Source organism: Rhodococcus sp. BP-349 (assembly GCF_019835845.1).
Classification (GTDB): domain Bacteria; phylum Actinomycetota; class Actinomycetes; order Mycobacteriales; family Mycobacteriaceae; genus Rhodococcoides.
Window position 1 is genome coordinate 1,179,679 of record NZ_JABUDR010000003.1, and the last position, 18,691, is coordinate 1,198,369.

At 69.7% G+C, this 18,691-nt stretch carries 17 protein-coding genes and 1 pseudogene; 6 read left to right on the plus strand and 12 right to left on the minus strand.

Annotated elements, in window-relative coordinates; translation table 11 throughout:
- Nucleotides 1-15 precede the first annotated feature (15 nt).
- Nucleotides 16-1,056, plus strand: coding sequence for an AraC family transcriptional regulator (locus HQ325_RS21865; RefSeq protein WP_261769395.1), 1,041 nt, complete (start codon nucleotides 16-18; stop codon nucleotides 1,054-1,056).
- A 6-nt stretch (nucleotides 1,057-1,062) separates the two neighbouring features.
- Here HQ325_RS21865 and HQ325_RS21870 read toward each other — a convergent pair whose 3' ends face one another.
- Both HQ325_RS21870 and HQ325_RS21875 read right to left on the minus strand, forming a co-directional pair.
- Nucleotides 1,063-1,740 carry an SDR family oxidoreductase gene (locus HQ325_RS21870; protein WP_222632417.1) on the minus strand — a complete coding sequence of 226 codons (678 nt, stop codon included), beginning with the start codon at nucleotides 1,738-1,740 and terminating at the stop codon, nucleotides 1,063-1,065.
- 1 nt (nucleotide 1,741) lies between these two features.
- Nucleotides 1,742-2,617, minus strand: a complete 876-nt coding sequence (locus tag HQ325_RS21875; protein WP_222632418.1) for an LLM class F420-dependent oxidoreductase — start codon at nucleotides 2,615-2,617, stop codon at nucleotides 1,742-1,744.
- A 90-nt stretch (nucleotides 2,618-2,707) separates the two neighbouring features.
- On the opposite strand from HQ325_RS21875, the gene HQ325_RS21880 reads away from it, so the two are divergent.
- Both HQ325_RS21880 and HQ325_RS21885 read left to right on the plus strand, forming a co-directional pair.
- Nucleotides 2,708-3,658, plus strand: a complete 951-nt coding sequence (locus tag HQ325_RS21880) for an NADP-dependent oxidoreductase (protein ID WP_222632419.1) — start codon at nucleotides 2,708-2,710, stop codon at nucleotides 3,656-3,658.
- Between the two features lie 78 nt (nucleotides 3,659-3,736).
- Nucleotides 3,737-5,075: pseudogene (locus HQ325_RS21885) on the plus strand (NAD(P)/FAD-dependent oxidoreductase); the annotation flags it as partial.
- 169 nt (nucleotides 5,076-5,244) lie between these two features.
- Here HQ325_RS21885 and HQ325_RS21890 read toward each other — a convergent pair.
- The 8 genes from HQ325_RS21890 to HQ325_RS21925 all read right to left on the minus strand — a co-directional run bounded on the left by HQ325_RS21890 (nucleotide 5,245) and on the right by HQ325_RS21925 (nucleotide 11,153).
- The gene (locus tag HQ325_RS21890) at nucleotides 5,245-6,024 is read right to left on the minus strand and encodes an urease accessory protein UreD (protein ID WP_308014586.1); all 780 of its coding nucleotides are present in this window, start codon (nucleotides 6,022-6,024) and stop codon (nucleotides 5,245-5,247) included.
- Nucleotide 6,025: 1 nt separating this feature from the next.
- Nucleotides 6,026-6,706: an urease accessory protein UreG gene (gene ureG, locus HQ325_RS21895; protein WP_027505415.1), complete on the minus strand. Its 681-nt coding sequence runs from the start codon at nucleotides 6,704-6,706 to the stop codon at nucleotides 6,026-6,028.
- A 26-nt stretch (nucleotides 6,707-6,732) separates the two neighbouring features.
- On the minus strand, nucleotides 6,733-7,395 hold the full coding sequence (locus tag HQ325_RS21900; protein ID WP_222632421.1) for an urease accessory protein UreF: 663 nt from the start codon (nucleotides 7,393-7,395) through the stop codon (nucleotides 6,733-6,735).
- Nucleotides 7,395-9,116, minus strand: coding sequence for an urease subunit alpha (locus HQ325_RS21905; RefSeq protein WP_222632422.1), 1,722 nt, complete (start codon nucleotides 9,114-9,116; stop codon nucleotides 7,395-7,397). The genes HQ325_RS21900 and HQ325_RS21905 overlap by 1 nt, the downstream gene beginning before the upstream one ends.
- On the minus strand, nucleotides 9,116-9,448 hold the full coding sequence (locus tag HQ325_RS21910) for an urease subunit beta (protein WP_222632423.1): 333 nt from the start codon (nucleotides 9,446-9,448) through the stop codon (nucleotides 9,116-9,118). Before HQ325_RS21910 ends, HQ325_RS21905 begins: the two co-directional genes overlap by 1 nt.
- Before the next feature lie 10 nt (nucleotides 9,449-9,458).
- Nucleotides 9,459-9,761: an urease subunit gamma gene (locus HQ325_RS21915; protein WP_027505419.1), complete on the minus strand. Its 303-nt coding sequence runs from the start codon at nucleotides 9,759-9,761 to the stop codon at nucleotides 9,459-9,461.
- Nucleotides 9,762-9,842: 81 nt separating this feature from the next.
- Nucleotides 9,843-10,280: a PaaI family thioesterase gene (locus tag HQ325_RS21920; RefSeq protein WP_222632425.1), complete on the minus strand. Its 438-nt coding sequence runs from the start codon at nucleotides 10,278-10,280 to the stop codon at nucleotides 9,843-9,845.
- A gap of 159 nt (nucleotides 10,281-10,439) precedes the next feature.
- Nucleotides 10,440-11,153, minus strand: coding sequence for a hypothetical protein (locus tag HQ325_RS21925; protein ID WP_156380490.1), 714 nt, complete (start codon nucleotides 11,151-11,153; stop codon nucleotides 10,440-10,442).
- 172 nt (nucleotides 11,154-11,325) lie between these two features.
- Here HQ325_RS21925 and HQ325_RS21930 point away from each other — a divergent pair, with 172 nt between their 5' ends.
- From HQ325_RS21930 to HQ325_RS21940, 3 genes are read left to right on the plus strand one after another with little or no spacing between them, the layout of a single operon-like run.
- Nucleotides 11,326-12,861 carry an iron ABC transporter permease gene (locus HQ325_RS21930; protein ID WP_222632427.1) on the plus strand — a complete coding sequence of 512 codons (1,536 nt, stop codon included), beginning with the start codon at nucleotides 11,326-11,328 and terminating at the stop codon, nucleotides 12,859-12,861.
- Nucleotides 12,858-13,925: an iron chelate uptake ABC transporter family permease subunit gene (locus HQ325_RS21935; RefSeq protein ID WP_308014585.1), complete on the plus strand. Its 1,068-nt coding sequence runs from the start codon at nucleotides 12,858-12,860 to the stop codon at nucleotides 13,923-13,925. The genes HQ325_RS21930 and HQ325_RS21935 overlap by 4 nt, the downstream gene beginning before the upstream one ends.
- The gene (locus HQ325_RS21940; protein ID WP_056444458.1) at nucleotides 13,922-14,779 is read left to right on the plus strand and encodes an ABC transporter ATP-binding protein; all 858 of its coding nucleotides are present in this window, start codon (nucleotides 13,922-13,924) and stop codon (nucleotides 14,777-14,779) included. The genes HQ325_RS21935 and HQ325_RS21940 overlap by 4 nt, the downstream gene beginning before the upstream one ends.
- A gap of 3 nt (nucleotides 14,780-14,782) precedes the next feature.
- On the opposite strand, the gene HQ325_RS21945 is transcribed toward HQ325_RS21940, so the two are convergent.
- A complete protein-coding gene (locus HQ325_RS21945; protein ID WP_374107251.1) occupies nucleotides 14,783-17,386 on the minus strand; it encodes a bifunctional lysylphosphatidylglycerol flippase/synthetase MprF in 2,604 nt (867 codons plus the stop codon).
- The gene (locus tag HQ325_RS21950; RefSeq protein WP_308014583.1) at nucleotides 17,383-18,681 is read right to left on the minus strand and encodes an alpha/beta hydrolase-fold protein; all 1,299 of its coding nucleotides are present in this window, start codon (nucleotides 18,679-18,681) and stop codon (nucleotides 17,383-17,385) included. Before HQ325_RS21950 ends, HQ325_RS21945 begins: the two co-directional genes overlap by 4 nt.
- Nucleotides 18,682-18,691: the final 10 nt, after the last annotated feature.

Sequence of the window (18,691 nt, forward strand, 5' to 3'; positions counted from 1 at the left end):
CCACACGACAACTAGTTGACTTCAGACGACAGCTACCCCAAGGTGAGCGCTGTGCCCGCCATCCGCTCCGCCGGTCTCCGCGGCTTCCGCGCGACCGTGGCCGAACTGGGCGGGGACGCCGAGGCGTACGCGGTCGCGGCGGGGCTGCCCGTGGACGCGCTCGACGCCGACGACCTCCTCGTCGAGGACGTTGCCATGGCCGCGGTTCTCGAGATCGCCGCGGCGGAGCTGGCGTGCCCTGATCTGGGGTTGCGGATCGCACGGCGCCAGGATCTCGGCATGCTCGGGCCGCTCGCACTCGCGATCCAGAACTCCTCGACCGTGGGCGAGGCACTCGAGTGCACCGAGCACTACCTGTTCATCCATGCCCAGTCGCTCAGCCTGCGTGCCGAACCCGACCCGTACGGGACGCCGGGGATCGTCGCGCTGCGGTACGGAACGAAGCCCGGGGTCGTCGCGCCCGTCCAGGGCACCGACATGGGGCTCGGGTTCCTCCACCGCGCCACCATCGCACTGGTCGGCGGGTCGTACGGGCTCCGCTCTGTCGAGCTCCCCTACGTGCCGGCGGCTCCGGTGTCGGTCTACGAGAACTTCTTCGGCGTCGCGGTCAGCGTCGGCCGTCCCGCTGCCGTCCTCCGGGTCCCGGCCACACTCCAGAACCGACCGCTCCACGGCGGGGACTCGAACCTCAAACGGCTGGCCCTCGCCTTCCTCGCCCGACAAGGTGCCGGACCCACCACCGAGGTGGCGCCGCGGGTGCGCACCATCCTGCAGCAGTCCCTCGGCACCACGCCACCGCACATCGACGGTGCCGCACATCTGCTGAACCTGCACCCGCGGACGTTGCAACGCCGACTGGCCGGGGAGGGAACGTCGTTCGCCGCGATCGTCGACGAGGTGCGCCGCACGGAAGCCCATCGGTACCTCACGACGACGTCGCTGCCGATGAGCCAGATCGCGGCCGCGGTGGGACTGTCCGAGCAGTCCGCCTTCACTCGCGCGTGCCGACGGTGGTGGAACGCGACACCCACCACCGTCCGCCGCGGCGCTCTCTGACCCGACTCAGCCGAAGTCGGTCGATGCCAGGTCCTTCTCGTCGTCGACGACGGCCTTGACGATCCGGTCGGCGACCGCGTCCGGATCGAGACCGTCCGGCATGGTGGGCGCCGTACCCGCGATCGCGCGCCCTGCCAGACCGGTCTCGGTGTGCGGGGGACGTACGTCCACGACCCGCAGCTTCCGCCGACGCGCTTCCGGTCGAGCCGCCTCGACGAACGCGCTGATGCCGGCCTTCGCCGCGCAGTACGCCGCCATCCCGCCGACGGGCTTCTCCGCGATCACCCCACTGATGCTGACGACGACGCCGCCGGACTCCACCTCGGTGAGTGCCGATCGCACCAGCCGCAGTGGCGCCAGCAGATCCACCAGCAGCAGATCGTCGACGGTGTCGTCGTCCACCTCGGCCGCGGGTCCGAACGCCACCACGCCCGAGGCGATCACAACGCCGTCGAGCGTTCCGGTGTGGCTCTTGGCCGCCGCGATCAGGTCGGCCGGGGCCGCGGGGTGAGACAGGTCCGACGCCACGAGGTGCGCGCTGCCCAGGTCGACACCTGCCAGCGTCTGCTCCGAGCGGCCGGACGCGGTGACGGTGGCGCCGGCGTCGAGCAGGCGGCGAGTGATGCGCGATCCGAGAGCGCCGGAAGCGCCGGTCACCAGGAAGTGCTTGCCCGCGAGGTCCATGTCAGTTCTCCAATCCTGCGAGTGTGTCGACCACGGCTGCGGTGGCGGACCGGGTCCAGGTCACCGGGTCCTGTCCCTGCGGGCTCACGCACACGGTGTCGACTCCGAGCGCGGCGAACCCCTCCATCTCCCGGAGGAAGCCGGCCTCGTCGGCCACCGGGTCGAGCGAGGTGATGATGGTCTTCTCGATCTCCGCGTAGTCGCGGTTCTCGCGCTCGCAGTGACCGCGCAGCACGTCGAGCTTGTGTGCCACGGTCTCCTGGTCGGGAGCGAAGAGGTTGCACAGCGAGGCGTACCGCGCGACGAACGCGAGTGTCTTCTTCTCCCCCGACCCGCCGACCATGATGGGCGGACCCGGATTCTGCAACGGCCTCGGCTCGCAGAGCGTCTCGGCCAGCGAGTAGTGCGTGCCCTCGAAGGGTCCGTCGTCGTCGCTCCACATCTGTCTGCAGATGCGCAGCGTTTCCTCCAGACGCTCGAACCGCTCGGACGTCGACGGGAACGGCACACCGAGACCGCGATGCTCGCGCTCGTACCAGGCCGCGCCGATGCCGAGCATCGCTCGACCGCCGGAGAGCACGTCCAGGGTCGTCACCGTCTTCGCCAGGAGCCCCGGATGCCGATAGGTCACGCCCGTGACCAGCAGACCCAGGCGGATGCTCTCGGTCCGGCCCGCGAGAAAGCCCAGCGAGGTGTAGCCCTCGAGCATGGGGTCCTGCGCGGTCGCCAGATTCTCCATCTGGAACCAGTGGTCCATGAGCGTGAACAGCGTGCACCCGCCGTCCTCCGCAGCGCGCGCGGAGTCGGAGAGCAGTCCCGCCGTGGCCGTGGGGCCACCCGGAAGGGTGAAGTAGGGATAGTGGACTGCCAACTGCACGATGGTTCTCCTCGATGGTCGGATCAGCACTCCGCCGACGCGGGGCGCTCCCGGGGAACATTCGGAGCACCGGGCACCGTTGGTCCTCGTATGACTGGTCCGAGAACGACACGCACCGTGGTGGCCACGGCCTTCGGTGGACCCGACGTCCTGGCGATCCGCGACGAGGTGGTCGACGAACCGGGTCCCGGACAGGTCGTCGTGGACATTCGCGCCGCCGGCGTCAATCCGTTCGATCACAAGCTCTACAGCGGCGCGTTCGGGACGGACGAGAGCACACTCCCGCTGCACCTCGGCAGCGAGGCGTCGGGCGTCGTGTCCGGGGTGGGGCGCGATGCCGTCGGACCGGCGGGTCCCGTCCGTGTCGGCGACGAGGTCATCGTTCTGGCAGACGGCGCCTACGCCGATCGCCTTCTCGTCGATGCCGACGCGGTGCTGCCGAAACCGCAGGCGCTGGGCTGGGAGGAAGCGGCGGGGTACTCCCTCACTGCGGCCACCGCCTACGACATGGCGGAGCTCGCGAGCGTCGGGGAGGGCGACTGCGTCCTGGTCCACGGAGCATCCGGCGCCGTCGGCTCGCAGGCGGTCCAGCTCGCCCTGCACCGCGGAGCACAGGTGATCGGCACCGCGAGTCCCCGCAACCTCGACGCGGTGCGCGCCCTCGGCGCCGTCGCGGTCGCGTACGGCGACGGTCTGCTCGAGCGGGTACGCACCGCGGCGCCCGACGGCGTGGATGCCGCGCTGGACACGGCCGGCACCGACGAGGCGATCGACGTGTCCCTGGCGGTGGTGCAGGACCGGACGCGCATCGTGACCATCACTGCCTTCGGTCGGGCAGCCGACGAGGGTTTCCGATCCGCGGGCGGCGGGAACAGCGAGAGCGCCGCACGTCGCAAGGAGGCGCGTCTACCTCTGCTCGAGTTGGCCGGATCGGTGATCACCGTGACGGTGGCCGGGACGTTTCCCCTCACGGAGGCGGCCACCGCCCACCGCGCACTGCAGACGCACCACCCGCGCGGCAAGTACGTCCTCGTCCCCTGACGACGGCCTCGCGGAGACGCGCGGGGGTGGGGAGACTACCGTTGAGCTCAGAACGCATAGACATCTAGGAGCGGATACATGAGCGTCGAGACGAACGAGAAGAAGCGCCACCGCGTCGTCGTCATCGGTTCCGGCTTTGGTGGCCTCTTCGGCACACAGGCCCTCAAGCGAGCCGATGTGGACGTCACGCTCATCGCGCGGACCACCCACCACCTGTTCCAGCCACTGCTCTACCAGGTGGCCACGGGCATCCTCTCGGTCGGCGAGATCGCCCCCGCGACCCGCGTCATCCTGCGCAAGCAGAAGAACGCCGAGGTCCTGATGGGTGACGTCGAGACCATCGACCTGACGAACAAGACCGTCACCTCGCGGCTGCTCGAGCGCGAGACCGTGACGCCGTTCGACAGCCTCATCGTGGCTGCGGGCGCACAGCAGTCCTACTTCGGCAACGACCACTTCGCCGAGTTCGCACCCGGCATGAAGACGATCGACGACGCCCTGGAACTGCGCGGACGCATCCTCGGCGCGTTCGAGCAGGCCGAGCTGTCCACCGATCCGGCCGAGCGCGAGCGCCTGATGACGTTCGTCGTGGTCGGCGCCGGCCCCACCGGCGTCGAGCTCGCGGGCCAGATCTCCGAGCTCGCGACGCGCACACTCGACGGAGCTTTCCGCAACATCGACGCCAAGGACGCGAAGGTGGTGCTGCTCGACGCTGCGCCCGCCGTGCTCCCCCCGATGGGCAAGAAGCTGGGCGAGAAGGCCGCGAAGCGCCTCACCAAGCTCGGCGTCGACATCCAGCTCAACGCGATGGTCACCGGCGTCGACAACGACGGCCTCACCGTCAAGGAGAAGGACGGCACCGAGCGCCGGATCGAGGCGCAGTGCAAGGTCTGGTCCGCCGGCGTGCAGGCCAGCCCGCTGGGCAAGCAGCTCGCCGACCAGTCCGACGGCACCGAGGTCGACCGCGCGGGACGTGTCGTGGTGGAGCCGGACCTGACCGTCAAGGGCCACCCCAACGTGTTCGTGGTCGGCGACATGATGTCGGTCAAGGACGTTCCCGGTATGGCGCAGGGCGCGATCCAGGGCGCCAAGTACGCGGTGAAGCAGATCAAGGCCTCACTAGACGGGCAGAACCCGACCGAGCGCAAGCCGTTCTCGTACTTCGACAAGGGATCGATGGCCACCGTGTCGCGATTCAGCGCCGTGTGCAAGGTCGGCAAGCTGGAGTTCGGCGGATTCATCGCCTGGGTCGCATGGCTCGGACTCCACCTCTTTTACCAGGTGGGATACCGTAACCGTCTGACGACGGTGATCTCCTGGTTCGTCACCTTCCTGGGCAAGGGTCGGGCGCAGATGGCGTCCACCGAACAGCAGGTGTTCGCGCGCCTCGCGATCGAGCAACTCCACACTCTCGAGCAGGAGAACCGCGTCGACGGCGTGGCGATCCCCACCCGCACGGTCGAGGCGACCTCGAAGGCGGCGGACCGCGAGTCCGGTGCCACGGCCGACGCAGCGGAACAGAGCAAGCAGCTCGACAGCACGGAGAAGCGGGCCGCCTCCGGTGCCTCACCCACGCCGGCGGAGCGTCAGGGTGAGGAACCGTCCGCGAACGACGGAGTGGCAGAGACTGCGGAGGCCAAGCGCGCGGGCTGACCTTCCCGCGCCGAGAGCGCAGCGACCGACCGGGTGACCGGGAGCCGATGGCCGAGCCAGGTGGACAGTGTTCCGCCTCCGGCCATCGGCATCGTCGTCTCCAGACCGGTCACGGTGTCTCCGGAAGGGTTCTCCGCCAGACACTCCGGCCAGGTCAACGTACTGATCGACGCGGTCGGCGCGAAGAGCGCGTCGTGCCCCGCGGCGCCCCTACCCAGGTCGAGTCGGTGGCGGAGCACCGGACCGGCAGCACCGTCCACTCGAAAGAGACCCGACCACCGGCCGTCCACTTCCCCGCTGCGGCCGATCTGGATCCGTTCGCGCACGGCGGCGCGTACCCGGTCACCGAGATGCAGCGACACCGACGATCGGTGGTCCGCCGATCCGGCGACGATAGTGGGTTCCGGGTCCACGATCACCTCGGCGCCGTCCTCGACTTCCACGGTCCACGACGCGTGCGACACGTCGGTCGAGCGCCCGGGCAACGCCACGGAGGCGGCGACACTGCACACGTGCAGCCGCGCCCCCGCCTCCACCACTATCCGGACGTCGATGGTGTCCCCACCCAGCGGGGTCGCAGCCGAGCCGACGAGGTGGACCCGATCGACACCGGTCCGCCGCACGGCGAGTCCACCCACCGCCTCGATGCGCGGTGACCTGCTCCGCGACGCGACGACGAGCACCGTCGAGCGCAGGGCGCCGTGCGTCGTCACGTCAGGCGGCGACGGCAGCGAGCTGCTCGCGCACCCAGGTGAGCACCACCGTCGCGGCAGGATCCTCCGTGAGCGAGATCAGAGCCGTGGGACGACCCTCACGTACCCGGACCGCGTCGTTCTCCATGACCGTGAGATCGGCACCCACCATGGGGGCGAGGTCGGTCTTGTTGATCACGAGCAGATCCGAGAACGTCACGCCGGGACCGCCCTTGCGCGGCACCTTGTCGCCGCCGGCGACGTCCACGACGAAGATCTGCACGTCGATCAGCCCGGACGAGAAGGTCGCGGTGAGGTTGTCGCCGCCCGACTCGACGAGGATCAGATCGAGCGGCGGATTGGCGTCGACCAGGTCGTCGATGGCATCCAGGTTCGCCGTGATGTCGTCGCGGATCGCCGTGTGCGGGCAGCCGCCGGTCTGCACGGCCGTGATGCGCTCGTCCGGCAGAACTGCGTGACGGCGTAAGAAGTCGGCGTCCTCCGTCGTGTAGATGTCGTTGGTCAGCACGGCCAGCGACAGTTCTTCGCGCAGCTGGCGGCACAGCGCCGCCACCAGAGCGGTCTTGCCCGATCCGACGGGCCCGCCGATACCCACGCGCAGCGCCTCTCCGGGTGTGCGGACGCGCTTGGGCCGGTCCAGGGCGTGGGAGTGGGGCTCGCCGTCGATGAGATGCGGAGGCATGGGTGTTCTCTCTTTCTGTGGGGTGATCAGGAGACGAAGAGGGGGCGTTCGCGCCGGACGTGACGTTCGCCGAGGTGGTCCAGCAGCGGATCCGATTCGTCGGACAGAGCCGGGAGCGCGCGTGCGACCGAGGCCGCGATCCGGTCGCACTCGGCCGCGAGCGCCACGGTGCACCCCGCCACGGCGCCCGGGTCCAACGCGAGAAGTCGCTGGGCCGCGATGGCGGCGCCCGTCATGGCTGTGTAGATCTGCACGGACGCCGTCTCGTACGGTCCCGCGCCGGCGACGGCACCGACGACTCCCGCCACGACGGGCAGGTGCGGGCGCCGTCCGACCGCCGTCCAGTCGTGGTCCGGCCATACCGTCTCGGCGAGGCGACGCAACCCCCTCCCCTGGGCGCGGGACGCGGCGCGAGCCGCAGGAGACGGCGTGCGAGCGTCGGTCTCGCGATCGGCGGTGTCCGCGGGCAGGACACCGGCAGCCACGGCGGCAGCGACCGACGCCGCGACGGCGCCGCTGATGCGCATGCGCCGCAGCAGATACGCCTCGAGGGTCGGCAGGTCCCGGACGAGTCCCTCGGTGATCGCCTCCTCGACTCCCCCCGAGTGCACGTGCCCACCGATCGGGAGCCGTGAGTCGGCGAGGGTGAGCAACGTGGCGAGGCCGACACCGGAATGCGGAATCGCCATCAGAACAGGAAGTACCGCTGCGCCATCGGCAGCTCCGTCGCCGGCTGCTCGGTCCAGACGTCGCCGTCGATGCGGACGGTGAAGGTGTCCGGGTCCACCTCGATGCGGGGAACCGCGTCGTTGTTCACCATCTGTGCCTTCCCGATGCCGCGGACGTTCCCGACGGGAACGAGTCGACGCGCGACGTCGAGCCGATCGGCCAGCCCGTCCTCGAGCGCCTGTGGCGCGACGAAGTGCACGGACGTGGCGGCCGCCGCCTTGGGTGCCGCACCGAACATCGGTCGCGGCAGTTCCGGCTGCGGTGTCGGAATCGAGGCGTTGGCGTCGCCCATGGTGGCCCACGCGATCATGCCGCCCTTGATCACCAGATGGGGCCGGACACCGAAGAACGCCGGCTCCCACAGCACGAGGTCGGCCAACTTGCCGGGCTCGACGGATCCGACCTCGCCGTCGAGTCCGTGCGCCACGGCCGGGCAGATCGTGTACTTCGCGACGTACCGCATCGCGCGGTTGTTGTCCGCACGGTGGTCACCGGCGAGGAAGCCACGACGCTTCTTCATCACGTGGGCCGTCTGCCACGTCCGCATGACCACCTCACCGATGCGTCCCATGGCCTGCGAGTCGCTGCCGATCATCGAGATGGCACCCATGTCGTGCAACAGATCCTCGGCCGCGATGGTCGAGGGGCGGATGCGGCTCTCGGCGAAGGCGAGGTCTTCGGGAATGGACGGGCTGAGGTGGTGACAGACCATCAGCATGTCGAGATGCTCGTCGAGTGTGTTGACCGTGTGCGGCCGAGTCGGGTTGGTCGAACTCGGGAGCACGTGGGGCTGCGAGGCGACCGTGATGATGTCCGGCGCGTGCCCGCCGCCCGCACCCTCCGTGTGGTATGAGTGGATGCCGCGACCGGCGATCGCGCCGAGGGTGTCCTCGACGAAGCCCGCCTCGTTCAGCGTGTCCGAGTGGAGCGCCGCCTGCACACCGGCCTCGTCGCAGACCCGCAGGCACGCGTCGATGGCGGCCGGGGTCGAGCCCCAGTCCTCGTGCAGCTTGAATCCCGATGCGCCGGAACGTAACTGCTCCCACATCGCGTCGGGTGAGACGGTGTTGCCCTTGCCCAGCAGCGCCACGTTCAGCGGCCACCCGTCCATGGCCTCGAGCATCCGCGCCAGATGCCAGGCACCCGGGGTCACAGTGGTCGCCTTCGTGCCCTCGGCGGGGCCGGTGCCACCGGCGATGATGGTGGTGATGCCACCGCCGAGCGCCTCCTCCATGAGCTGGGGGGCGATGAGGTGCACGTGGCAGTCGATGGCGCCGGCGGTCAGGATCTTGCCGTTGCCGGCGATGATCTCGGTGGACGGCCCGATGACGAGACCGGGATGCACTCCCGGCATGGTGTCCGGGTTCCCGGCCTTGCCCAGCGCCACGATCCGTCCGTCACGCAGTCCGACGTCGGCCTTGATCACGCCCCAGTGGTCGAGCACCACGACACCGGTGATGACGGTGTCGGGCGCACCGTCGGCCCGCGTGGCCCGCGACTGTCCCATCGACTCGCGGATCACCTTGCCGCCGCCGAACACGGCCTCGTCGCCGGCGAGACCCGGCCCACCGCTGCGGTCCTCGGTGATCTCGATCAGCAGGTCGGTGTCTGCCAGGCGGATCCGGTCACCCGTGGTGGGTCCGTACAGCTCCGCGTAGCGCGAACGATCGAGGTACGCCATCAGTGACCGTCCCGGGGCGTCGTGTCGTCCAGTGCGCCGGGCGGGGAGAGTGAGATGCCGTGAACCTCGCGGAGACCGCCGATGTCGACGAGCACGACCTCCTGTGCGATACCCGGTTCGAACCGCACCGCGGTGCCCGCCGGGATGTCGAGCCGCTTCCCGTGCGCGGCGACTCGATCGAACGTCAGAGCCGCGTTGGCCTGCGTGAGATGGACGTGACTGCCCACCTGCACCGGCCGATCGCCGTCGTTCACGACGTCGAGAGTGAGCGACGCACGACCGGCGTTGAGCTCGATCGACCCGTCCTCGGTGATGATCTCTCCGGGAATCACGCGCACTCCTTCACGAGATCGGGTCATGAACGGTGATGAGCTTGGTGCCGTCCGGGAACGTGGCCTCCACCTGCACCTCGTGCAGCATCTCCGGGATGCCGTCCATCACGTCGGCGCGGGTCAGCACCTCACGGCCCGACGACATCAGTTCCGCCACGGACCGCCCGTCGCGTGCGCCCTCGAGCAGGTGGTCGGTGATCAGCGCGATCGCCTCCGGATGGTTCAACCGGAGTCCGCGCTGCTGCCGGCGACGCGCCAGTTCCGCGGCGTAGCTGAGCAGCAACCTCTCCTGCTCGTGCGGAGACAACCTCATGGGGGACACTTCCCTTCGCGGCGAACGACGGCGACAGGCAATGCTGGCACGACCTCGGCCGTCGCGCTCGCCGGACGCGCGTCAGGACGCGCCGATCCGCCCCGTGTCCTCGATGTTCTGCAGTCGGACCTGGCCGCGGGCGATGAGACGGTCCGCTGCATCGGTGATGGTGACGGTCCAGATCTGCTGAGTCCGCCCTCGGTGCACGGGCAGTGCCTCGGCGGTGAGCACGCCCTCGCGGGCGGCGCGGATGAAATCGGTGGTGTTGTTGACTCCGACGACGTGGCCGCGATCTCCCAACCACAGGGCGCCCGCCGTGCTCGCCAGCGACTCGACGACGGCGCAGTGCACGCCGCCGTGCACGATTCCGAACGGCTGCAGGAGTTCCGGGCGCACGGTCCACTCCGCGGTGACCCGATCGGGTCCCAGTTCGCGGAACTGCAGACCCAGCACCTTCCCGAAACCGCTGTCCAGCTGCTCTCGAAGTTCGTCCGACACCGACGGTGACACATCGCTCATGGCGTTCAGTGAATCACGCGGACGGACACGAAGCGGCGGGCCTCGCAGTGTGTCGCGAGGCCCGCCGGGGCACGGACGCCGACGTCGCTGCAGCCCTCAGGACGTCGGCACGATCCGAAGTTGGTGTGGCTCGAACTATACAGGATAGCCTTGCCTAAGTCACGCAGGTCGCCGTAACCGAACGCGCCACCCCGCGTCGACGAACGCATCGAGGAGCATCTGCCCCCTGCGCCAGCCGCCGTCACGAGACACGCCACCCAGCAACGGAACTCGTGCCGAGGCGCCGAGGACCGACTCGCCCACGATGCGGCTCATCTGCGTGGCGTCCAGAGGACCGAGCGCGGACAACCCTGCCGCGGCGACCTCGAGCGAGCGAGCGGCGCGATGCGCGGTCCAGGCCGCGAGCGCCTCGTCGCACGGCATGACCACCGTTCCCGCGGTCGCGCCCGAGCCGGACACCGAGCGCAGCGCCGTGTCCCGCACGCCCGCCCAGTCGATGCCCACGTCGCTGTCGAGATGGATCCAGAGATTCTCGGGGCCGGGATCCCACACGCGTCCGCATCCGACGAACGCCGCGGCCGAACGTCCCACGACCGCGTGCACGAGTGCGGCCGCCACCTGGTCCACCGCACGACGCGGGTCCGGATGGTCGAGCGACGACCGGCGGAGGAGAGCCTCGAAGCGGCCCGACTCGAGCCCGGTGGCGAACGACCACCAGCGACGCTTGCTCTGCTCGGCCATGTCCGCGACGGCGTACACGCGAGGGGCCTCCGGATCGAGGTGTCGCAGAGCGGTCATGGTGTGCCGGAAGGCGGTGGACACCGCGGCGCGACGATCGTGCGGTGAGACGACGGTGTCGATCGTGACTGTCATCGGATGGAACTCCTCGTCTCTGGGTGCCCGGGCGGTGACACACACCGACCGATCCACATGGCCGGTCGAATCATAAGGTAAGCCTAACCAACACATCGAACACAACCGGGTGTGGTTCGCATCACCGCGAGACCGCGCCGCCACACGACTGCTTAGGCTTGCGTAACCTTCCATGAGAGACACCACCACACCGATCGAGGAGGACCGCGTGACCGACACCGCGTCCGGACCTCTCGCATCTCACCCCGGCTCGAACGACCTCCCCGAGCCCGGCACCACGGTCCGTCCCGATCGCGACTACTCGATCGCCGACGCGGATCGGCGGGCGCCCGGCCGGGTGACCGTCGCGGCAGCCGCAGCGGTCGACGTCGGTGTCGTCCTGCTCCCCCTCGTGCTCGGCCTCGTCGTCGTCCGATCGCTCGCCGACGACAACGGCGGCGGCCAGGTCGACCGCGCGGTCTTCGGCGTCATCGCCGTGCTCGCGGCTGCGGGTGTGCTGGTGTGGAACCGTGGCTTCCGGGACGGTCGCGCCGGACAGAGCGTCGGAAAGTCCCTGTTCGCCCTCGTGCTGCGGGGCGCCGAGACCGGTGACGCGGTGGGCGTCCGACCTGCTCTGACGTTGCGTCGGAAGCCCGGTGTCGAGACCGTCCGGCTCACCGTCGCGGTCGCGGAGGACTTCGCACCGGTCGCTCCGGACACTTCCTCGGCAGCGACCCGTCGACGGCGCACCTCCGGACTGATCATCCTCGTCGCCGCCATCGTGCTCGTCGCGCTCATGAGCGTGGCCGTCGGTGCGCGGCCGCTCACCTTCGCCGAGATCTTCCACGCGCTGTTCTCCGCCACCGGGACCGACACCGACGTGATCGTCCGGTCGCTACGCCTCCCCCGCACGATCCTCGGACTCGTCGTGGGCATCGCACTCGGCGTCGCCGGCGCCCTGATCCAGGGCCACACCCGCAATCCGCTCGCCGATGCCGGGTTGCTCGGCCTCAACGCCGGTGCCGCCTTCTTCGTCGTCATGGCGATCTACCTCTTCGGCATCACGTCCCCCGGTGGCTACCTCTGGTTCGCCTTCGCCGGCGCTGCCGCGGCCAGCATCGTCGTGTTCGGTACCGCGTCTCTGGGCGGGGCGCGGGCCAACCCGCTGTCGTTGGCCCTCGCGGGAGCCGCGATCGCGTTCTTCCTGCAGGCCATGACCAACGCGGTGGTGCTGCTCGATCAGACCACCCTCGACAGCTACCGGTTCTGGGTCGTCGGCTCCGTCTCGGGACGCGGGCCGGACATCTTCTGGACCGTGCTCCCGTTCATCGTCATCGGGCTGATCATCGCCGTGGCGGGCACGCCCGCCCTCAACACGATCAGCCTCGGTGACGACGTCGCCCGCTCACTGGGCACCAACATCACCCTCACGCGCGTCGTCGGCATCGTGGCCATCACACTTCTGACCGGCGCGGCGACCGCTGCGTGTGGGCCCGTGGCCTTCGTCGGACTGGTGGTGCCCCACATCGCGCGTGCCATCACCGGCCCGGACTATCGCTGGCTGCTCCCGTTCGCCGGCGCGCTGGGCGGTGTCCTGCTCGTACTCGCCGACGTCATCGGTCGCGTCGTCGTGCGGCCCGGTGAACTGCAGGTCGGCATCGTGCTCGCGCTGATCGGCGCGCCGTTCTTCATCGCCCTGGTACGCCGTCGGACGTTGGTGTCGCTGTGACCGCGCCGTCGGTGGCGGGTCGCCCGGCCTTCCGCCTGGGCCCGCTGTCCACGGTGCGTCGCCCCGCTCGGGTGCTCGTCACCCTCTGCCTCGCGATCGTGCTGTTCCTCGTGTTCTGTCTGAACGTCGGGCGCGGCGACTATCCGCTGTCGATCCCGGACGTCGTGAACGTGCTGGTGGGCGGCGGCTCGCGGATCGAGCGCTTCGTCGTCATGGACCTCCGCCTGCCGCGTGCCCTCACGGGCGCGCTCGTCGGCGCGGCGCTCGCTGTCTCCGGCGCGCTGATGCAGTCGATCACCCGCAACTCGCTCGCGAGCCCGGACATCCTCGGCATCACGTCCGGCGCGAGCGTCGCCGCCATCTCGCTGATCGTCCTGAGCGGCACCAGCACGGCCGTAGGCCTGTTCGCGACGCTCGGCGTGACCCTCGCCGCTCTCGTCGGCGGGCTGCTCACCGCGGCGCTGGTGTACCTGTTGTCGTGGCGGGGCGGAGTGCAGGGCATGCGGCTGGTGCTCGTGGGCATCGCGATCAACGCCATGATGGTCGCGCTGATCGGCTGGATGTTGGTCAACGCCGACATCACCGACGTCACCCGCGCCCAGCTGTGGCTCACCGGGACGCTGTCCGGCGCCACGTGGTCGCAGGTGTGGCCCGTCACCGCCGCCGTGGTCGTTCTCGGAGCGGGCTCGGTGATCATGTCGTTCCGACTGTCCGCCATGCGGCTCGGACCGGACACCGCCCGCTCGCTGGGCGTGGACGTGCAGCGGTCCCAGGCCGTCCTGCTCGTCATCTCGGTCGCGATGGCCGCCATCGCCACGAGCGTCGCCGGCCCGATCGGATTCGTGGCCCTCGCCGCGCCGCAGATCGCTCTGCGGCTGACCCGGTGCGCCGAGCCTCCGCTGATCGCCTCGGCCCTCACCGGCGCCGTCACCGTGGTGGGCTCCGACCTGGTGGCGCGCACGATTCTGCCGGTCGAGCTCCCCGTCGGCATCGTCACGTCCGTCCTCGGCGGACCCTTCCTCCTCTATCTGCTGGTCCGAGTCAACCGAAAGGCGACAGTATGAGCGTGCACGCGCATCCGGAGATCACCGGAGCCACACCTCCGCACCGTCTCGCCGCGGAGAACATCTCGGTCGGCTACGGCGACCGCATCATCATCGAGGGGCTCGACCTCGAGATCCACACCGGCGTCGTCACGACGGTCATCGGACCCAACGGCTGCGGCAAGTCGACTCTGCTGCGCGCTCTCGGCCGCCTGCTGTCCCCGCGCCAGGGCCAGGTGACGCTGGACGGCAAGGCGATCGGCCACATGAAGACCCGCGACGTCGCGCGCACTCTCGGGGTGCTCCCGCAGTCGCCGATCGCTCCGGAGGGGCTGACGGTGGCGGACCTGGTGGCACGAGGCCGCCATCCCCACCAGTCCTGGATCCGGCAGTGGTCCCGCGACGACGAGTCCGAGGTGGCGCGTGCGCTGAAGCTCACCGGTATCGAGGATCTCGCCGAACGTCCCGTCGACCAGCTCTCGGGAGGACAGCGCCAGCGTGCCTGGATCTCCATGGCACTGGCGCAGGGCACCGACGTCCTGCTCCTCGACGAGCCGACCACCTACCTCGATCTCGCGCACTCCATCGAGGTCCTCGACCTGGTGGACCGGATGCACGACGAGATGGGCCGGACCGTGGTGATGGTGCTGCACGACCTCAACCTGGCCGTCCGCTACAGCGACCGTCTCGTGGTCATGCACGAGGGAGCGATCGTCGCCAGCGGTACGCCGTCCGAGGTCATCTCCGAGAAGATGCTCTTCGACGTCTTCGGCCTGTCCGCGGCCGTCATCGACGACCCGGTCTCCGATCGTCCGCTGATCGTGCCCATCGGCACCCGCCACGTCCGGGCGGGCGCCGGCATCCGACCGGCCTGACGGTCAGCGGTCGATCATCGTCTTCACGAGCCGGACACTCTGACCGAAGGACACGTCCGGCAGGTAGGCCCGTCCGATGGCGTTGCCGATGCTCGGTAGCGCAGCCGGATCGGGGAACGTCATGTACATCGGCTCGTACACCGGCTGGAACTTCGACTTGAACGCCAGCAACGACCGGAAGCCGTAGACCGGTTCGAGCGTGCGGCCCACGACGTCGAGCAGACGCTCGAGCATCCCCGAGAGTGTCGACGTCTGTGCCGTGTCCTCGGTCGGATCGCCCACCTTGGCCAGCGGCGCTCCCGACAGACTGAGGAACTGCGCGCCCTCCTCCTGCAGGGACAGTGCGGCGGACGCGATGAGGAATTCCATCGCGGGCCGGAAGCCCTCGGACCGACGGCGCATGAAGTCCAGGGTCCAGCCCACGACGACGCCGTCGCGGTACACCGGCATCCACGAGGTGATGCCGTGCACGGTGCGCTGCTCGTCCACGGCGATGAGGCACCGGACCTGCGGATCGTCGACCTCGTCCAGGCCGCCGAGCGTGAAGCCCATCTCGGGCATGCCCTTGTCGGCGACCCATTCCTCGGAGATCGCGGTGATCTGGTCCGTGATCGCCAGCGGCGCCGTCGGGAACGAGATCCACTCGGCCTCGACACCGGCCTTCTTCGCCCGGTTCACCGCGGTGCGGACGTCCTGGAACTTCTTGCCCGTGAACGCGAGATCCGCGAGCGGGAGCACGGTCTCCTCCCCCACCTGGATGCTCTCCCAACCCAGAGCGCCGGTGATCGCCGCGACGTCCGGCGTCACCGAGTAGAAGCAGGGCGACCATCCGTTCGCGGCGGCGTACTCGGAGAAGCCGACGATGGCCGCCTCCCGGTCCGCGGGCGGACCCACCGGATCGCCGGTGGTGAGGGCGATGCCCGAGATCACCCGGAACGCGACATAACTGTGACCGTCGGGCGAGAACCAGTACCGGTTGCCGCGCCACGTCGTCATCCAGGACAGGGCGCTGCCGCTGCTGCTCGTCAGCACCGCCCGGGCGCGCTCGGTGGCGTCGGTCTCCACGCCGTACGCCGGTCTCACGAACGACCCCGCGGTCGCGACGACCAGCACCGCCCAGAACACGATGCCGGTCCATTCGTAGAGCACGGTGGCGAGCCAGCTCGTCGGCAGGAAGGGCGGGTCGAACCACTGCAGCAGAACCGGGGGCACGAGCCGCTGCGGGAAGTCGCCGAGCAGCGTCAGCACTCCCGGGCTGCCGTCGAAGCCGGACCGGATCAGCGCGCCGACGGCGACGTAGAGAACGGCGAGAACCGCGCCGGCCCCGACCACGGTGGCCCACAGTCGCGTGTACGTACCGGCAGGCGCGGACACGTCGAAGTTCGTGCGCGTGACCACCAGCAGTGCCATGACCGCCAGGGGGACGACGAACGGGACGGCGGTGCGGTAGAGCGTCGGATCTGCGACGCCGTAGAACAGCGTGTCGCCGTTGTCCAGATCGGCGAAGCGGATCAGGTAGTTGGCGAGCGCCAGGGCCAGGAGCACTACCTGCGAGACCATCGCACCGATCCAGGCGAACCGACGCCCGCGGCGCAGTCCGTCGCTGAGGACCAGCAGATAGACCGAGGGCATGACGCTGGCCAGCACCGGTCCCACTCCGCCGAGTCGGAGATCGAGCAGCCCGCGTCGGCAGTCGGTGGACCCCGGATCTGCACCACAGACCAGGTTCACCTCGTCGAGCGTCCACTCCTGGCTGCGGAACAGTTCGCGCAGGACGGCGAACGGGCCCACCGCATTGGGCGAGAAGGCAGCGATCATCGGGCCGATCGCGGACGCCGCGACGATGAGGGCCACCAGCACCCGACCCTCGCGGCGGGTACCGGCGAGATGGGTGGCGCGAGAGGATCGTCCGACGATCAACGGACCCGCCACTGCGCCGACCACGACCGAGCCGAGCGCGGTGATGTCGGCGAGATGGCCACCGAACAGGGCCATCACGACGGTCAGCGCCACGAGGCCCACCCGCACCCGCCGACGCCAGAGCGTTCCCATGTTCGCGCTGGCCACCATCAAGGTGCCGAGGATCCAGGCCGTGGGGCCCGAGGTGACACCGAGATGGAGCTGGAAGCCCCACCCCTCGTCGAGCAACTGCCCGAGACCGGCCAGCGCGAGACCCAGCAGCGAGCCGCCCACCTGGGTCACCAGGACGGCGACCGCGAAGCGCCGGGTACCCATCCGGTGCTCGATCGGCGCGGCCACGACGAGGAACAACGCGGTGGCGACGACGAAGGCGGCCACCCCCACGGCGAAGAGCCCCGACGTGACGGGGGTCCAGAGCCGCAGGTTCTCGATCGGAACGATGCCCAGCGCGGTGTGGTGGTCGAGGAAGCTGCGATAGCTGCGCGTGGTGAGGGAGAGCACGACGAGGCCCACCCACATGACGGCCAGCAGCGCCAGGCTGACCGGGGCTCCCTTGGCGCCGTAGGCGATCGTGGACCACAACCGGGCGCCCTGGCGACGGGTTCGTCCCCACCACGCGGCGACGTCGGTCCGCGCACGGGCGACCGGACCCGGTGCGGGAGATCCTTCGGCGGACGGAGCGGTCACGACGTCAATCCCAGCCGAGTGCAGAGCCAGTCCAGCTCCAGCTTCAGGCCCGCAGACCACGTCTCGTAACTGTGTCCACCCGGGACCTCGGCATAGCGCACGTCCATTCCGGCTTTCTGTGCGGCGGCGAGCAGCTGCTTCGCCGAGTTCTGATAATCGGGATCACTGGCGCCGACGACGAAGGCGCCGGCGCTGGTGGGGTACTGGCGTGTGGCCATGAGGTTCATCGGGTTCACGGCCTCGAACGCGGCCTCGCTTCCGCCGAACGCCGCGTCCAGCGTGCGCTGCTTGTCCCCCAACGTCGGTTCGAGTTGCCCCGAGAGAACGAGGAAGGTCGGGTAGAGCTGCGGGTAATTGGTGGTCATCTGCATCGCGCAGGTACCGCCGTAGGAGAGCCCGCCGATCGCCCAGTGCGCCGGATCGGTGTCCACCTGCAGGGTCGCGTTCACCCACGCCGGCACGTCCTTCGCCAGATAGGACGCCACGTTGCCGAGCGGAGAGTCGACGCAGAGCGGATTGGCGATGGTGGACCCGGTCGCGTCCGCCACCACCACGACGGGTGCGAGACCCGCGTGATCGGCGGCGAAGGCGTCCATCGTCTGGACCAACCGGCCGCCGGTGAGCCAGTCGTCGGGCGCTCCGGGTTGGCCGGCGAGCAGCACGAGGACGGGCAGCAGCGGCCGGCGTTCGGTGAAGTACGCGGGCGGCAGATAGACCTTCGCGTTCCGGGCGGAGAAACCGGACTCCGTGCCCGGGATCGGCGTGTCCAGGATGCGACCACCGGTCGGCATGTCGGCGGGGGCGGTCCACGCGCTCGCGAGAGGTGTACCGGTGATCGGGTCGGCGGTGCGGCCGGTGACGTCGTCGACGTTCACCTCCTGCACGGACGAGATCCCCAGGGCGGTGCCGACGGTGGGGTACGCGTCGAAGACGAGGTTGACCTGCACCGCGGACGTCGCGACCACGGCCACCGTCGCGATCACCGTCACCACGCGGGTCCACCACCGCGTCGCGGCCAGCATTCGCGGCACGACGAGAAACAGGCCCAGGACTCCGAGACCGACCCAGACGTACACCGACGTCTCGACGGGATCGGGAAAGACTTGCCAGATCTTCTCGATACCGAACCACGCCGCCACCGTGAGGACGGCCGCCACCGCGACGGCCACCGGGACCGCGCGGGTGAGGTGCCGCCGACGCCGCGCGAGCACGAGCCAGACGAGTCCGAGCACTCCGACGACCGTGACGACGATCGGGACCGGTCCACTGACCAACGACGTGTCGAGGAATGCCACGGCGCAACAG

What these genes read in the sequence shown, in the direction of transcription:
- HQ325_RS21925 (WP_156380490.1), bottom strand. Translation starts at nt 11,153, where the DNA reads ATGACAGTCACGATCGACACCGTCGTCTCACCGCACGATCGTCGCGCC.
- HQ325_RS21920 (WP_222632425.1), bottom strand. Translation starts at nt 10,280, where the DNA reads ATGAGCGATGTGTCACCGTCGGTGTCGGACGAACTTCGAGAGCAGCTG.
- HQ325_RS21915 (WP_027505419.1), bottom strand. Translation starts at nt 9,761, where the DNA reads ATGAGGTTGTCTCCGCACGAGCAGGAGAGGTTGCTGCTCAGCTACGCC.
- ureG (WP_027505415.1), bottom strand. Translation starts at nt 6,706, where the DNA reads ATGCCTCCGCATCTCATCGACGGCGAGCCCCACTCCCACGCCCTGGAC.
- HQ325_RS21900 (WP_222632421.1), bottom strand. Translation starts at nt 7,395, where the DNA reads ATGGCGATTCCGCATTCCGGTGTCGGCCTCGCCACGTTGCTCACCCTC.
- HQ325_RS21905 (WP_222632422.1), bottom strand. Translation starts at nt 9,116, where the DNA reads ATGGCGTACCTCGATCGTTCGCGCTACGCGGAGCTGTACGGACCCACC.
- HQ325_RS21940 (WP_056444458.1), top strand. Translation starts at nt 13,922, where the DNA reads ATGAGCGTGCACGCGCATCCGGAGATCACCGGAGCCACACCTCCGCAC.
- HQ325_RS21880 (WP_222632419.1), top strand. Translation starts at nt 2,708, where the DNA reads ATGACTGGTCCGAGAACGACACGCACCGTGGTGGCCACGGCCTTCGGT.
- HQ325_RS21870 (WP_222632417.1), bottom strand. Translation starts at nt 1,740, where the DNA reads ATGGACCTCGCGGGCAAGCACTTCCTGGTGACCGGCGCTTCCGGCGCT.
- HQ325_RS21930 (WP_222632427.1), top strand. Translation starts at nt 11,326, where the DNA reads ATGAGAGACACCACCACACCGATCGAGGAGGACCGCGTGACCGACACC.